Origin of the sequence: Porphyromonas bobii (assembly GCF_943169685.1) — a bacterium.
Classification (GTDB): domain Bacteria; phylum Bacteroidota; class Bacteroidia; order Bacteroidales; family Porphyromonadaceae; genus Porphyromonas; species Porphyromonas pasteri.
Window position 1 is genome coordinate 516,202 of sequence record NZ_CALPBU010000001.1, and the last position, 14,917, is coordinate 531,118.

The 14,917-nt window shown below is 52.1% G+C and carries 13 protein-coding genes; 2 read left to right on the plus strand and 11 right to left on the minus strand.

Features of this window, described 5'->3' with window-relative positions:
• Positions 1 to 539: 539 nt before the first annotated feature.
• The 7 genes from KO088_RS02070 to KO088_RS02100 all read right to left on the minus strand — a co-directional run bounded on the left by KO088_RS02070 (position 540) and on the right by KO088_RS02100 (position 7,689).
• Positions 540 to 3,128, minus strand: coding sequence for an endonuclease MutS2 (locus KO088_RS02070; RefSeq protein WP_215493194.1), 2,589 nt, complete (start codon positions 3,126 to 3,128; stop codon positions 540 to 542).
• 76 nt (positions 3,129 to 3,204) lie between these two features.
• Positions 3,205 to 3,786 carry a flavin reductase family protein gene (locus KO088_RS02075; protein WP_215493196.1) on the minus strand — a complete coding sequence of 194 codons (582 nt, stop codon included), beginning with the start codon at positions 3,784 to 3,786 and terminating at the stop codon, positions 3,205 to 3,207.
• Positions 3,783 to 4,250 carry an aspartate carbamoyltransferase regulatory subunit gene (locus KO088_RS02080; protein ID WP_044124056.1) on the minus strand — a complete coding sequence of 156 codons (468 nt, stop codon included), beginning with the start codon at positions 4,248 to 4,250 and terminating at the stop codon, positions 3,783 to 3,785. The genes KO088_RS02075 and KO088_RS02080 overlap by 4 nt, the downstream gene beginning before the upstream one ends.
• A gap of 28 nt (positions 4,251 to 4,278) precedes the next feature.
• Complete coding sequence (gene pyrB, locus KO088_RS02085; RefSeq protein WP_215493198.1) at positions 4,279 to 5,193, minus strand: aspartate carbamoyltransferase; 915 nt, start codon at positions 5,191 to 5,193, stop codon at positions 4,279 to 4,281.
• Between the two features lie 295 nt (positions 5,194 to 5,488).
• Positions 5,489 to 6,415: a dihydroorotate dehydrogenase gene (locus KO088_RS02090; RefSeq protein WP_215493201.1), complete on the minus strand. Its 927-nt coding sequence runs from the start codon at positions 6,413 to 6,415 to the stop codon at positions 5,489 to 5,491.
• 2 nt (positions 6,416 to 6,417) lie between these two features.
• Positions 6,418 to 7,194: a dihydroorotate dehydrogenase electron transfer subunit gene (locus KO088_RS02095; RefSeq protein ID WP_215493203.1), complete on the minus strand. Its 777-nt coding sequence runs from the start codon at positions 7,192 to 7,194 to the stop codon at positions 6,418 to 6,420.
• A gap of 57 nt (positions 7,195 to 7,251) precedes the next feature.
• Positions 7,252 to 7,689: a helix-turn-helix domain-containing protein gene (locus KO088_RS02100; protein ID WP_251419724.1), complete on the minus strand. Its 438-nt coding sequence runs from the start codon at positions 7,687 to 7,689 to the stop codon at positions 7,252 to 7,254.
• Positions 7,690 to 9,032: 1,343 nt separating this feature from the next.
• Between KO088_RS02100 and KO088_RS02105 the strand changes: the two genes are divergently transcribed.
• Entirely contained in the window at positions 9,033 to 9,749 is a 717-nt protein-coding gene (locus KO088_RS02105; RefSeq protein ID WP_215493205.1) for a DUF4476 domain-containing protein, read from the plus strand.
• Between the two features lie 115 nt (positions 9,750 to 9,864).
• Entirely contained in the window at positions 9,865 to 11,289 is a 1,425-nt protein-coding gene (locus KO088_RS02110; RefSeq protein ID WP_215493207.1) for a DUF4476 domain-containing protein, read from the plus strand.
• A 102-nt stretch (positions 11,290 to 11,391) separates the two neighbouring features.
• On the opposite strand, the gene KO088_RS02115 is transcribed toward KO088_RS02110, so the two are convergent.
• The 4 genes from KO088_RS02115 to KO088_RS02130 form a co-directional block, all read right to left on the minus strand.
• Complete coding sequence (locus KO088_RS02115; protein WP_215493209.1) at positions 11,392 to 11,886, minus strand: GNAT family N-acetyltransferase; 495 nt, start codon at positions 11,884 to 11,886, stop codon at positions 11,392 to 11,394.
• Positions 11,887 to 11,971: 85 nt separating this feature from the next.
• Complete coding sequence (locus KO088_RS02120) at positions 11,972 to 12,430, minus strand: ATPase (protein WP_215493211.1); 459 nt, start codon at positions 12,428 to 12,430, stop codon at positions 11,972 to 11,974.
• 38 nt (positions 12,431 to 12,468) lie between these two features.
• On the minus strand, positions 12,469 to 14,286 hold the full coding sequence (locus tag KO088_RS02125) for a V-type ATP synthase subunit I (RefSeq protein WP_215493212.1): 1,818 nt from the start codon (positions 14,284 to 14,286) through the stop codon (positions 12,469 to 12,471).
• Positions 14,287 to 14,294: 8 nt separating this feature from the next.
• Positions 14,295 to 14,915: a V-type ATP synthase subunit D gene (locus KO088_RS02130; protein ID WP_215493214.1), complete on the minus strand. Its 621-nt coding sequence runs from the start codon at positions 14,913 to 14,915 to the stop codon at positions 14,295 to 14,297.
• Positions 14,916 to 14,917 lie beyond the last annotated feature (2 nt).

Sequence of the window (14,917 nt, forward strand, 5' to 3'; positions counted from 1 at the left end):
CCAGCGGAGGGAAGAGTGCCATTCTCGTGAAGAAGAAAGTGCCTTCACGTAGTGGGTTTTCTCTATCTACGCACATAGTCTTAAAGACCAGGCACGTAAATCTAAATATCCACGTACGTAGCCCAAACTTATCTGCCACTCGTCCACAACTTTTATCCCTGCGTGGAGCAACAACCTAATATAGGTCACGTCACAAAGCTATATAGCTTCGCGCCGAAAGCTATATAGGAATCAGTCCAAAGCTATATAGCATTCTTCGCCATCCTATATAGCTCTACACACGTACCCATATACCTATAGAGAATATTGCGCAAGACCAACTCTTCATTACTCGTACCTTCTCCCTCGAAAATCGGAGCCTTTAGGCTGAGACGTTCGAAGGCGAAAAGTGCAAGCTGTGAAGAAATGGCCTTGCGTAATGGTCTCAAAATGTATAGGTTTCGGGCAAGAAACATATACGTATTGTGGCAAGACCGAATACCTGCCATTTAAGCCAGCATTCGGTCTTGCCACAAAAAGGGGAAGGGTAGGGGGCCGAACTATTCCATTTCTACGACCGTGATCCCTGCGCCTCCGAAGCGAACATCCTCATCACGGAAGTGCTGGACACCTCGTACTCCGCTCAGATACGTGCGGATAGACTCACGAAGAGCACCCGTACCCGTCCCGTGTAGGATGCGTACACTGCTCACACCGAGCTGGAGTGCTTCGTCGACGAAGTAAGCCACGGCATCGACTGCCTCATTGGCACGGAAACCTCTGACGTCGATCTCTTGGCGGAAGGTGAGGCGCTTCTGATGGATCTGGTCAATGATCCCCGAGGAGCGAACGGCCTGAGTAGGCGAAATCTTCTTGCGATGGCGCTCCGCTTCGGCAGGGGAGACGGCATGAAGGCGCTTAACGGGAATGGTGGTCTTCAGCTCTCCAAGAGCCACCGTTGCCTCACATCCCGAGAGGGAGATGATCGTACCAAGAGCTTTCTGTCCCTCGATACGCACGACACTGCCTTCGGTGAGTGGTGCTGTGGGTAGGGGAGTGGCGGAAGAAGGAGCTTCCTCAGAGGGCTGATGGAGTTTAGGTAGGGGTTCCTTCCCCTTGGCCTTGCGGTCGGCATGGCGCTGACGGCGTGCAAGTAGACGCTCTACCTCACGCTGCGTCTTCTTAGCCCGTGCCAGAGCCTCGGCTTCCTCTTCTGCCGAGAGGCCTTCTTTATAGTCAGCAAGGCGCTGACGGATGATACGCGTCTCATCCTTAGCAGCTTCGGCCTCACGGATCTCACGGATCGTGCGCTCGATCTGTCCGCCCGCCTCTTGGATAAGGCGCTGGGCTTCCTTCTTCGCTTCGGCGATGATGCGCTTACGCTCCTCGGCGATGCGCGTCATCTCCTCGGTGTACTTGCTCGAAGCCTCTTGGAGGAGCTTCTCTTCCTGGCGGATGCTCTGGCGCTTGCTCTCCCAGTAGCGCTTGTCACGTATGACGTCTTGCAGGTACTTGTCCATGTCGATGTAGTCTGCACCGACCGTCTCGCGGACTTCGCTGATGACCTCCTCTGGCAGACCGATCTTGCGGGCGATCTCAATGGCGAAGGAGCTACCAGGGCGACCAATAGAGAGACGGAAGAGCGGGCGCATCTCGTGACGGTCATAAAGCATCGCCCCATTGATAAGGCCAGCATGCTCCTCGGCGTAAGTCTTGAGGTTCTGATAGTGCGTGGTGATGACACCGAAGGCACCAGCATCATTGAAGCGATGCAGGAGAGCTTGTGCAATAGCCCCACCGATCGTAGGCTCCGTGCCTCCACCAAATTCGTCGATGAGTAGCAGGCTTCGTGCTCCGCCCTCACGGACGAAGTGCTTCATGTTGCGCAGGTGCGAGCTGTAGGTACTCAAGTCATCTTCTATGGACTGCTCATCCCCGATGTCTATGTAGAGACGGTCAAAGATACCGACCGAAGAGTGATCAGCCATAGGGACAGGTACGCCGCATTGTACGAGGTACTGCAGAAGACCGACCGTCTTGAGGCAAACGGACTTCCCCCCAGCATTAGGCCCTGATATCAGGAGGATACGAGCTTCGGGTGCTACCAGTCGGATATCCAAGGGCACGACATTGCGTCCTTGAGCACGTAGCGAACTTAGGAGAAGCGGGTGCTTTGCTCCCCACCATTCGACGATAGGGCTGTCTGAGATACGAGGACAGATACCGCCTATATCAGCTGCCCAGCGAGCCTTAGCACGGACAAAGTCATAGTGCGCGAGGAGGCTATAGGCGGTGAGGAGGTGAGGGATGTTGGGACGAAGACGGCTGGCCACTTCGGTGAGGATGCGGATAACCTCACGGCGCTCCTCACTCTCCAGCTCACGGATATGATTGTTGGCTTCGACCAACTCAACAGGCTCGACATAGACTGTCTTCCCCGTCGCTGACTCGTCGTGAATGATACCACGGAGCTTACGCTTGTGCATAGGGCTCATAGGGATGACCAAGCGACCATCACGCAGGGCGGGCTGTACATCTTGCTCCACCCAGCCCTCACGGCGTGCCGTCGAGAGGATGCGCTGTAGCATACCCGAGAGGCTACGCTCCGTCTCACGAATAGTCTGACGGATGCGCAGAAGATCACGCGAAGCATTGTCACGAAGCTTTCCCTCCTCAGTAAGCAGGGAGCGAAGGTGAGTCTCAATCTTAGGGAAGGAAGGCGTATCCTCAAGTAGAGAGGCAAGGCGGGGATAGGTATAGGCGAAGGTCTCCGCCGCACGCTCGCCCGTCGTATGCTCCTCGAGGAAGAAGCGCTGGAGGCTATGTAGCGTCTCCAGCATATGCAGTAGGTCAAGGAGTTCCTCCTCTTCGATGAACGTACCCTGAGGACGGATGCGACGCAGTACGTCACGGCAGTCCACAAGTGCCAAGGAGGGTAGAGGGGATTGACCTGCCATGATGGTGATCATCTCACGAGTCTCATCCAGCGCCCTTACTATATCTTCTTTATCTGCAGAGGCTTCAAGTGCCTGCATCTCTTCTCTTCCCAGAGAGGATGCACAGTATTCCTCCAGCAGGTGTCTGACCTCACTATAGCCGATCTTCTCAGAGAAGTTATGTGGGTAGACGTCTAATCTATTTATCTCCATATAGTGTCCCAAAGATAGGGGGCAGGTCGGCAGTGCGATCTACCCCCATAGTTGGTTGTATTGCTCTATTATTTAGTTAGCGGCGCTTGGTCTTCTTCTTACGTACGGACCAGCCGAAGTGGCCTATATATTCGCCCAAGCCAAAGTACTCGCCGTGGGCATAGACCAAGAGACCTGCGCGCTTCATATCAAAGGCTCCCGTCTCAGGATCAATGTACTGCTCGTTAGCTCGTACCCCGACGATATCGGCGAGGAAGAGATCATGACTTCCGAGAGAGGTAATCTCACGCACACGGCACTCCAGGCTAATGGGCGACTCTTCGATAAGTGGTACTCCCAGCACAGTGCCTGCTTCCTTCGTGAAGCCACAGGCAGCGAACTTATCTTCGCGCCTTCCCGATACGACACCACACCAGTCCGTCTCTCGGGCCATCGACACAGTAGAAAGGTTGATACCAAAGGCACCTTGCTCCTTGATGATGCTGTGTGAGTGACGCTCTGGGCGTATCCCGACGACACACATCGGGGGATTGGTACATGCCGTACTCACCCATGAGGCGGTCAGGAGATTAGCTCCGCCATCCTCCATCGTGCCACAGCTGATGAGGACAGCGGGTAGGGGATAGATAAGTGTTCCGGGCTTCCAGTCTACTCTCATAGTAGCTCGACCTCCTCAGCACGCGTCTTTCGTCCACAGTAGTGACACTCTAAGAGGCACTTCTGATCTGAGTCCTCCTCGGTAGACACATGGAATCGCGTCTGCATGGGCTCAGCGTTGGTGATGCACTTGGGGTTGGGGCAGCGCACTAAACCCTTGACTTCGCTGGGAAGAGCTACCTGTCGCTTCTCCGTGACCTGGTAGTCACGGATGACATTGAGATGAACCTCTGGCGCGAGTAGGGCGATCTTGTCGATCTCTTGGGAGGAGACGAAGTGGTCAGCCATCTTGATGATCCCCTTACGCTTGTGACGAGCACTCATGAGGTTGTTACCAATCGTCACAGGAGTCGTCAGCGTGTCAAGACGGAGAAGTGCCACGATCTTGAAGAGTTTCTCTGCGGGTATATGGTCTAAGACAATCCCATCACGGATCGCCTCGACGAGCATCTTGTCTTTGTTCATAGCTTATCTAATAGGAGGCGTGGGAAGGTTAGTCATTGACCTCAAGGCCGAGGACCTCGCAGAGGATGGACTGACGGACATATAGCCCGCCTTGAGCTTGCTCTACATAATAGGCATAGGGCGTATCGTCCACATCTTGAGCGATCTCGCCAACACGAGGTAGGGGATGAAGGATACGCAGGTGTTCTCGACAACCCTCCAGCATCGAAGCGGTGAGGACATAAACGTTCTTCACACGCTCATATTCCTCAAGGTCGATGAAGCGCTCTCGCTGTACGCGTGTCATATAGAGGACGTCAACACTTCGGATAATCTCCGGTGTGAAGTCCGTCGTCTCTGTAAATGGAATACCTGCACGGCGACAGAAGTCCTTGCACTCCTCGGGCATCATAAGCTCAGGGGGAGAGACAAAGATGAAGCGAGGACGGAAGGGAGCCATACCCACAATCAGCGAATGCACGGTACGGCCATACTTCAGGTCACCAACCAATGCAATGGTCTTATCGTAGAGAGTGCCCTGCGTCTTGCGTATCGCATAGAGGTCCAGCAGGGTCTGCGAGGGATGCTGGTTGGCACCATCTCCCGCATTGACGATGGGGGCACGCCCGAGCTCAGAGGCATAGAGTGCAGCTCCCTCAAGGTAGTGACGCATCACTATGGCATCAGCATAGTTGCCGACCATAGAGATGGTATCCTTGAGGGATTCGCCCTTAGCCGAGCTGGAAGTCGCTGCATCAGAGAAGCCGATGACACGACCTCCAAGGCGATTTACAGCGGTCTCAAAGCTTAATCTGGTACGGGTAGAGGGCTCAAAAAAGAGGGTTGCAATGACGCGCCCCTCGAGAAGCTTGCGATTGGGATTCTGCTCAAAGAGAGCTGCTCGATCAAGGAGCCGAAGGATATCCTCTGTAGAGAGTTGGTTGATCGATACTAAGTGCTTCATAACTCTGTCGTATAGTCCATGGTGCTAATCATGATATGTCTTAGCACCATACAAAGATACTCAGATTATGAAGAAGCCTGCTCATGCTATGCTTGGAAGAGAGTAGAGACCTCCTTTATGGAGCTTTCCTCACAAAACAACCTCCCGTCCTAAATAAACTAAACATAACACGTGGACTGGTGGTCGCGAGGGGATTCTACGGAGTAGCTTGAACTTTGGCTCGGGCTTAGCCGATATACTATACCTTATATATAGAGGGAAATCCCTCTAAGTTGGCCGTATCCTAAAATAGAGCTTATGACTTCTTGGGGATCTGCAAGGCACCGATAAGATCCTGAATATCCGTGAAGCCATGACGGCGCATGTAATCCTCGATGCCATCGACAATCTGGGTGGTCACGGAAGGATCCACGAAGTTGTACGTACCGACTTCAACAGCTGAGGCCCCTGCGAGCAGGAATTCAATCGCATCCGTAGCCGAGGCAATGCCCCCCATACCGATAATGGGAACCTTCACCGCCTGAGCCGTCTGCCAGACCATGCGAAGAGCCATGGGCTTCACCGCTGGGCCAGAGAGTCCACCCGTAATAGTCGAAAGTACTGGACGACGCTTCTCTGCGTCGATGGCCATCCCCAGGAGCGTGTTGATCATTGAGATCGAGTCAGCCCCTTCGGCTTCGACTGCTCGTGCGATCTCCGTGATGTCGGTGACATTGGGAGATAGCTTCACGATAAGCGTCTTGTCATAAACCGCACGCACCGCACGAACGACAGAGGCTGCGCCGGCACACGTCACACCAAAGGCCATCCCCCCCTCCTTCACATTGGGGCATGATATATTGAGCTCAATAGCTGGGATCCTCTCCAGGGCGTTGATCTTCTCAGCAGTCTCGATATAGTCCTCGACCTGCGAGCCACTGACATTGACGATCATCGCTGTGTCATAGCCAGATATCGTGGGATAGATATGCTCGCAGAAGTAGTCTACCCCCTTATTCTGAAGTCCGACGGCATTGAGCATCCCCGAAGGAGTCTCTGCCATGCGGGGATAAGGGTTTCCCTGACGAGGATGTAGCGTCGTTCCCTTGACGAGTACCCCACCAAGACGGTTGAGGTCGATGAAGTCACCATATTCGAGCCCATAACCAAAGGTCCCAGAGGCGGTCATCACGGGGTTCTTAATCGTGAGCCCACGGCCGATATGTACTTGAGTCTTGAGCATAATTAGCCTTTCTTGACGAGCTTAGAATTAAAGACGGGACCTTCGGTGCACACACAAGTATTCCCCCTCCCTTCGAGATCTTCTACACAGCATAGGCAAGCTCCGATACCGCATGCCATACTATTCTCCAGCGAGACTTCGCAGTCAATACCGCATGCCTCAGCCTCCTTTGCCACGGCGATCATCATGACCTTAGGGCCACAAGTAAAGACGCGGTCGAACGAGCCTTCATGAAGGATCGGATGATCCGTCACGCGACCCTCGACTCCCAGCTCGCCGTTGTCTGTCGTATAGTAGACGTCGCCAAGAGCTGCAAACTCCTCACGGAGCACAATGTGTCCCGCGGTACGTCCGCCAAGAAGAATCGTAGGACGGACACCTCGCTCAGCGAAGGTACGAGCCAAGAAGAGCATAGGAGCTATACCGACACCTCCACCGACCAGCAGTGGATGCTCAATGCCCTCTACGCTAAAGGTATTACCCAGCGGAATAAGCAGATCCAGCTCTGTGCCGTCTGCAAGCCCTGTAAGGATTGATGTCCCTTGACCAACACGCCCGATAAGTAGCCAAAGCTCGCGGCGCTCAGGGTACACATTACATATAGATATAGGACGACGCAGAAGGACGAAGCCTCCAGGGACCGCAACTTGGACGAACTGCCCAGCAGCCATAGCGGGGAAGGTGCCTGCGGCCTCGGGAAGTTGCAGCTTCAGCAGGTAGTTACCCGCACCCAGAGCCTGAGTGGAGAGAAGCGTAAACCGAAGAGAATACTTTTTCATAGAGTGAGATACCGTGACTTAGAGACACAAAGATACGCAGAATCCTGCGCCCTAAAGCTACTCCTCTGTGTCTTTGAAGGTCGCAAAACTATTATCGTCATAGAAGACCGTGATATGGGCAATTCCCTTCTCTCTACGCTCTCGCACCTCTGCCTTTAGGCGTGCTATTTCCTCAGCTTGAGCCTGAAGTATCGCGCGAAGGGTCTCTTTTTCCTCCCCCTTCACTCCTGTAGAAGCGAAGAGGTCCGCTCCCGAATCACTTGACACACCAGACACCCCAAAGACAAACTCCTCGGGACTCATAATGTCGGAGAAGTGCTCGACGATCTTGTTTATTGTCGCCACATTGATCTGTTGCTTCTCATTGAGATTGAGGGATAGCGTCGCAGGAGCAATTCCAGCCTTCATCGCAAAGTCTCTTGAAGTAAGCCCGCTCCTATCGACGACCTCTTTAAGGCGTTTTGTTATGGCTGATAGGTCTATATACTCTGACATAATGGCTGCTTGAACTATTGTTTTAAATCACAAAACAAAGATAGAGAATTAAATTCAATCGCACGAATAGTATGTGTTTTAAATCTAAAACCCACACGCGAATCTGACTCCGTTCCCACAAAGCCATGGCCATCCTGCACCCAAAATGGCTATAAGCTTTGCTTTACATAATAATAATAAGTTCCTCTTTTTCACATATATACCCACTACAAAACGAAGCATATGGAGACAAAATACGGGCTACCCCCTCTATACCGACACCTATAACTTCACATATCAGTATATAACCATTTGATTATTAATACACAGACGCACGTAGCAGAAAGACTTGCAGGAGTCCGCTTTGCTTTCGTGAAATATTAATTTGAATATTCGTAGCACTCCCCTACCTGCCCCATGAATTCACATTCACAAATCAAAACTCAAGAAGAGATTCAATGTAGAGACTTCTCCCTACGAGGTAAATTCATACGAGCAAACATAGTGACATATTGACATCACTAAAATTCGTACGTAGAGGCATGATCAAGGGGATGGTAAAGGCAGGGTATCATGGGAAGGAAGATCGCGGCTTAGAGGGCTTTTATGGAATTGGCGGTTCATATCCAAAGAAACTTTGCTGAGGTAAAGCATCCAAATAGAGACTGCTCCCTATAGTCCTGTCCTCTATTAGGGTGCTAAGGCATCGCACACCCAGCTCACACCGATATGCCTCTCCGAAGAGATACGCAAGCCCTTCGCCTTATCGTGAGTATTCCTCTTATCCAGCGGAGGGAAAAGTGTCCTTCTCATGAAGAAAAAGCGCCTTCACGGAGTGGTTTTTCTCTATCTATGCACGTAGTCTTAAAGACCAGGCACGCAAATCCAAATATCTACGTACGTAGATATTAGAGCTACGTATGTAGCCCAAACTTATCTGCCACTCCTCCACAACTTTTATCCCTACGCGGAGCAACAACCTAATAGAGGTCACTTCACAGAGCTATATAGCTTCGCACCGAAAGCTATACAGGAATCAGCCCAAAGCTATATAGCTTTCTTCGTCATCCCATATAGCTCTATCTATGCCCCATACACCTATTATGGAACCATTGCACAAGCCCACCTCTTCATTACTCGTACCTCCTTCCCTCGAAAATCGGAGTCTTTAGGCTGAGAAGTTCGAAGGGGAAATACGTGAAAAAGCAGTATTCACATCGCCATAGATTTGGCTTTTTAACACGAAATCATTCAAAGTGCAGGATATTTGGTAAAGATGATTTAACTTTAGCGACAGATAGAGTATCCCTCGACAGAGGGCTCTGCTCATATTTGATGTTTCACCTATATATATTGTATAGCGTATGAAGAAGATCATTGCATTGCTCAGCGCAGCATCACTTCTCACCCTCAGCTCGTGTGACCTGGCTATGCTGGGTGAAGGAACTATGGGACGTCGTGATACGCAGCGCATCGAGCGTGGTATGAGCCAAGAGCAAGTATATTCGCTCATGGGACGACCCACCTACCGCCGATTTGGAGACAATGGTATCGAAGAATGGGAATATCATAAGTCAGGCCTCTTCGAAAAGCGGATCACTGTCATCAGCTTTTCCTCTGGGCGCGTCGTACGTATGAATACGTACAATGGAGACTACAATGACTCCGATCGTGGACGCTATCCGAACCAAAGAGGGAACTATCCCTACGGCAATGGTGATTATGGAGGCTACGGTGGCAATGGCGGCTATGGTGGATACGGAGACTATGATGACTATGGGGACTACCGCAGTGACCGACAGAATGATCAGTGGTTCAGTCAGGTCTATCGCGAGGTCCAACGCAAGACATTCACGGATGACAAGATCCGCTATATCCGTGATGTAGCCCGTAGAAACCGATTCACGACGCAGCAGACGATCAAGCTACTCCGTCTCTTCAGCTTCGATGAAGAGAAACTCAAGGTCTTGGCTTGTGTAGCCTCTGGACTACGTGACCCGCGGAACTCCTATCGTATCGTTGATCAGTTCTCCTTCTCCAGTTCTCAGCAGGAGGCGCGTCGCCTCTTAGGTATCATTTGATGAGCCTATCTTGAGAGCTTCGCCTCTTTTATCCACGAGGAGCCTCCTCTTCAAGGGCTACCCCCATAGAGGAGGCTCCTCTCATATATACCGACACATCCACACATCATACACTATGAAGACCATTACAAGCCTCGCCGCTACTGTCGGCATCGTCATCACCATCAGCTCTTGTGGCCTCGGAAAAATACGCCAAGGAGTCAATAAGATCGAGCGTGGGATGACTAAGGAGCAAGTGACCTCACTCTTAGGTGCCCCTCTTAATCGCAGTATTCAGGCCGATCAATCTGAGCTTTGGGAATACAGCTTCTCTGACTTCCCGGGCAATACAATCACGGCACATGTGACCTTTGTCAATGATCGCGTGAGTCAGTTTGACAGCAAGGAGAATGCTCCTTTCCCTGCGAAGACTACCCCTTATCCAGAGACAGCACCTGTCATCATTGCGTCTCCTCATCCTCAGCCAACCTATCCGTATCCCAGCGATAGGCAGTACCCCGACCCAGGGTACTATCCTGGACGAGGCTATAGCGACCCCTACGGAGAAGATGCTCGTGCCTTTGAGCTATTCTATCACGATGTACAAGAGCTGATCTTCACGGGCGATCAGATTCGTTTCATCGAAGAGGTCGCCCGACGAAGCTACTTCACTACAGAGCAAGCTGCGCGCCTTATCAATCTATACTCTGACACAGAGCAGCGACTCAATGTCCTACGCACCTTGGCTCCCCGCTTACGAGACGTGTACAATTCACCCTATCTACTTGACCTCTTCCGCTACAGAGATCGCGAGCGCGCTGAGCGTATCCTCCGGCAATTCGGACCGGCTATTCCCCGCCAGTATGACCCACGCTATGGGGGGCAGGTACCTCGAGAAGAGGACTTCGAAGAGTTCCTACGAGGGATCAATCGCATATCATTTCCGAAGGATCAGATTCGCTACGTACAAGATGCTGCCCGCTTCAATACCTTTACGGTACGCCAGACAGAGCGTATTCTGAAGCAGTTTAACTGGGACGAAGAGCGCCTACAGGTCCTCGAGGCCATAGCTCCACACCTACGTGACGGGTACAATGCTTACCGACTCATCGAATGCTTTGATTTCCTGGATGCGCAGGAGAAGGCACGACGCCTTCTCGGTCTCTCACAGAGAGGACGCTACCGAGGCTACCTCAGCTCGTCTCACAGTACAAGCAATGAAGATTATGGTGCAGGTATCCTTGAGCACATGCAGCAGAATCAGGATGCTATCATGGATCAGATGACGTGGTATCAACCTCTACTCACAAAGCTGAGCTTGACTCACGAGCAGGGAGAGCGAATCCAAGTCCTTCGCTCGGAGCTTACGGGTCACAAGATCAGTATAGAGCAAGGCGTCGAGCTTCTCTCTCGCTACTTCTCTGGGGATGAACTACGACTTCAAGCCTTGGAGCTTATCGCTCCCCAACTCAATGAGAGCAAAGCCTCCCGAGCCCGCTTCTTGGATCTCTTCACTTACGCAGAGGCTAAGTCACGTGCCAGCTATCTTCTAAGGCTATAAAGGAGCTACCCTATTTCCTAAAGAAAAGAAGCCTGCCCAACGATAGAATTCGTGAGGCAGGCTTCTTTATTTCAAAACCATCTAACGTAGAGAAGATGCAGCTTATCCTTCAAGCGACTTCTGATAAGCTATACGCGGGCTACCGTCAGCTATATATACCGTTCCACAAGGGACGAAGCCCTCTGCCACGAGAAGCTGACGCATAGGAGCATTGTCTTCATGGGTATCAACTCTGATCTCAGAGCAGTGCTTAGAAGCAAATGCAAGGCATTCACGAAAGAGACCTCGCACACGTCCATCGGAGGCCAAGCGATGGATGATGCCATAAGGCTTATCATTGATCCACCGTCCCTCAATATGCTGATAGGTTGGCTCCTCTTCGACAGCAAAGTAAAAGGTACCGACAAGCCCCGCATACTCGGGAGCCACACAGACATAGCTATGGCCACGAGCGATATCTGAGCTTAGCTGCTCAGCCGATGGATAGCCCTCAGGCCACTGCGAGGGATTGCCGTGCTCAGCCATGAAGGCTCGCGCCGCTGAGATAAGACGCAGGATCTCGGGCAGATCCTCGGGAGTACTCTGACGTATCACCATAGTATAGCGATAAAAAGACCTCAGGGCTACCCCACAGCGAAGTCGGGTAGCCCTGAGGCTGATATTATAGTGCGATTTCGTTCCCTTAGAAGGAGCCTACGATGAGGATCGTCACCAGGAGGGCAAGGATCGCGTAAAGCTCAGGGAAGACGGCCATGACCATCGTAGCGCTGAAGACGTTCTCACCATTCCCGATAGCCTGGATCCCGTTAGCACAGACCTGAGCCTGGCGGATCGCGGAGTAAGCACCTACGATACCGAGGATGATCCCAGCAGCGAGGATAGCCCAAGCGGCATAGATCGATACAGGGCCAGCAGCGACGAGCTTGTCGAGAGCAGCCTTAGTCATAAAGAAGCCGACGAAGCCGTACAGCCCCTGAGAGCTAGGGAGTGCGGAGAGCCCGATATACTGCCCGAGGGCATCTGGGTTCTTCTTCATCGCGCCGACAGCAGCGTTACCGCAGATCGTCACACCGATGCTACTACCGATACCCGTCAGACCAACCATCAGCACAATGCCGAGGAAAGATAACATCTCATTCATAATCGTTACTTGTGTTTAAGAGAATATTTAGTTTGTTTTTACTTACGTGTGAAAGGGGTGTAGGGCTTACCGCCACCTTCGAACTCACTGTTCTTGTAGTACTCTACGAAGGTGAGACGTAGTGGGTGTACAAACGCACCGATCATAGCGATACCGAAGTTGATCCCATGCCCGAAGAGTAGGACGAGAAGTGCCATAACCCAGCCGATGATGTAGCTGAATACACTTGCACCGCTCCCCGCCTCAGGGACGCATGACATGGCGAGCTGATTGAAGACACTCCCGAGGATACCACCCGTCAGACCGATAGCGAAGAGACGGATGTATGAGAGCGAGTCCCCGAGAAGCCCTGAGGCTGTCTCATAGGTGCTCCAAAGCCCTGAACCGAAGTTGATGAAGGGGTTCTTCCCAGGGCTATTGTAGAAGAAGGCAACGAGCACCGAGAGGCCAGCTATACCATAGAGAATATAGGTCACAGGCTGTGGAAGTGTGATCGATGCCTTTGGCAAGGCGTAGATCAAGCCTACAGCTACGAGCAGGAGTACCCAAGCATAGCCAGCCAAGGAGTGACGCCAGCCCTTCTGAAGACCTTTCTTATAGGCCCCAATAGTCTTACCAAGGAGGATCTGTACCAAGCCGATGATGACAGAGATCATCATCATATTATCCTGGTTGAAGATGTACTCCTTGTTGTGAGCCCAGGGCAGCTCGATACCGAAGATCCCCCCCATAAGCATACCGACAACGAAGGCACCACCACCCAGCCATTGGCCAAGGCCCAAGAGGCTTGTGTCTCCACCTTTGCTACGCAGGCGGAAGTAGGTACATACGGCGAAGAGTAGAAGACCATACCCAGCATCCCCGAAGCACATGCCAAAGAAGAGCATGAAGAAGGGGGCGATGAGATATGTCTGGTCAATCTCTTGGTAGTTGGGCAGAGAGAAGAGGCCTGTGATGAACTCGAAGCAACGTGCGAATGCATTATTCTTCAGCTGGATGGGCACACGCTCCGTCTCGGGATCAAAGTCGACTTGACGGAAATAGTAGCCAGCTTCTTCCAGTGCAGCTTCAAAGGCTGGAGCATCGTCCGTAGGTACAAAGCCCTCCAGCAGAAGGAGCTTCTCATCAGCAAGGCGCTCCCCTTGGAGTCGCGTACGGCCGAAGGTAAAGCGGTTCTCCAGTAGGAGATCATAGCTGGCGAGCTGATCCTGCCAAAGCTTAGTCTGCTCGGTGAGCTTCTCCAGCTGCTGAGCTCGTGCAGCCTCAGCTTCAGCTACAAGTCCCTCGAGTTCTGCAATGCTACGTTTGGGAGTGGCAACATGCTCTGCCTCTGGTAGAGTCTGTGAAGCTCCAGCAGCATGTAGTTGAACGAAATAGACTCGACCTGAGAGCGTGGCAACGGGCACGACATCATACTCCGCTTCGAATGCCTCGGTAAAGCGCGCTTGAGGAATCGTGAAGAAGCTAAGAGCGTAGCCAGCTTCTGATAGCTGACTAACCGCAGCTGGATCAAAAGCCCCCCAAGGACGGACTTCGGTTGCTTCGAGACGAAGAGCTGCCAGCTCCTCATCTTGGACTGACAAGCGCCTCAGTTCTCCCTCGATCTCAGATATCAGAGCTTCACCCTCCGCCTCATTTTTGATAGGCTGGGAAAGCTCAGCTGCTCCGTCTGTGATATAGGGACGCAGGGCGCGCAAGGTATCCTTGATATGGGTACGCTCGGAGAGAATGCCACGCAACTCCTCGACCTCACGACTATCCTTCTGTTCATTGACATGTAGGACACCCAGGCTGCGTAGCTTGTGAAGGAAGCCTTCATAGTCCGAATGAAAGACCAGGAAGGCATATTTATTCATTGACCTAATCATTGTGCAGCCTCCTCTTCTTCTATCTGTTTACGCAGCTCAATGTTAGTGCGCATAATCTTCTGCGAGGCCTTCGATAAGCTCTCCTCATCTTCGAGGAAGCGCTTGATCTTACGGATCGCATCCTGATAACCAGGGATCTGAACCTTCTCGAAGAGATTTACCTTCTGCGTGGTCTTCTTTCGAGCATGCTCGAGGTACTCCATCTTCAGGCGGAGAAACTCTGCCTCGATACCAGTAGTTGCAAGAGTCTTGAGGAGCTCAATACCCTCTGCCCACCAACTTGGTGCATTGAAGATACTGAAGGGGCGTACCTCATAGTGAATACCATCAAGCACTGGGAGTAGAACCCCTGCAATCTTCTTCATCGACAGATCCACGCGATCGACAGTGATGAGCGAAGCATCAAATTCGTCCCACAGGCTGACCATTCCCTGGTATCCCCGCAGTTCTTGCTCGAGCTTCTCCTCGAGGAGATCCACCTCACGCTTGGTCTGCTTGACCTGCTGACGTAGGGCGCTCTCCTTACTCTTGATAGTGGGTAAGGTACGCAGGCGCATCTTCAGCGCCTTCTCCTGTTGTTGTAGTGAGGTCTTATTGTATTGGAATCGTATCGCCATAA

Excerpts from the sequence above, each read along its gene's own strand:
- KO088_RS02120 (WP_215493211.1), bottom strand. The coding sequence starts at position 12,430 with ATGAATGAGATGTTATCTTTCCTCGGCATTGTGCTGATGGTTGGTCTG.
- KO088_RS02100 (WP_251419724.1), bottom strand. The coding sequence starts at position 7,689 with ATGTCAGAGTATATAGACCTATCAGCCATAACAAAACGCCTTAAAGAG.
- KO088_RS02130 (WP_215493214.1), bottom strand. The coding sequence starts at position 14,915 with ATGGCGATACGATTCCAATACAATAAGACCTCACTACAACAACAGGAG.
- pyrB (WP_215493198.1), bottom strand. The coding sequence starts at position 5,193 with ATGAAGCACTTAGTATCGATCAACCAACTCTCTACAGAGGATATCCTT.
- KO088_RS02095 (WP_215493203.1), bottom strand. The coding sequence starts at position 7,194 with ATGAAAAAGTATTCTCTTCGGTTTACGCTTCTCTCCACTCAGGCTCTG.
- KO088_RS02115 (WP_215493209.1), bottom strand. The coding sequence starts at position 11,886 with ATGGTGATACGTCAGAGTACTCCCGAGGATCTGCCCGAGATCCTGCGT.
- KO088_RS02070 (WP_215493194.1), bottom strand. The coding sequence starts at position 3,128 with ATGGAGATAAATAGATTAGACGTCTACCCACATAACTTCTCTGAGAAG.
- KO088_RS02125 (WP_215493212.1), bottom strand. The coding sequence starts at position 14,286 with ATGAATAAATATGCCTTCCTGGTCTTTCATTCGGACTATGAAGGCTTC.
- KO088_RS02110 (WP_215493207.1), top strand. The coding sequence starts at position 9,865 with ATGAAGACCATTACAAGCCTCGCCGCTACTGTCGGCATCGTCATCACC.
- KO088_RS02080 (WP_044124056.1), bottom strand. The coding sequence starts at position 4,250 with ATGAACAAAGACAAGATGCTCGTCGAGGCGATCCGTGATGGGATTGTC.
- KO088_RS02105 (WP_215493205.1), top strand. The coding sequence starts at position 9,033 with ATGAAGAAGATCATTGCATTGCTCAGCGCAGCATCACTTCTCACCCTC.
- KO088_RS02075 (WP_215493196.1), bottom strand. The coding sequence starts at position 3,786 with ATGAGAGTAGACTGGAAGCCCGGAACACTTATCTATCCCCTACCCGCT.
- KO088_RS02090 (WP_215493201.1), bottom strand. The coding sequence starts at position 6,415 with ATGCTCAAGACTCAAGTACATATCGGCCGTGGGCTCACGATTAAGAAC.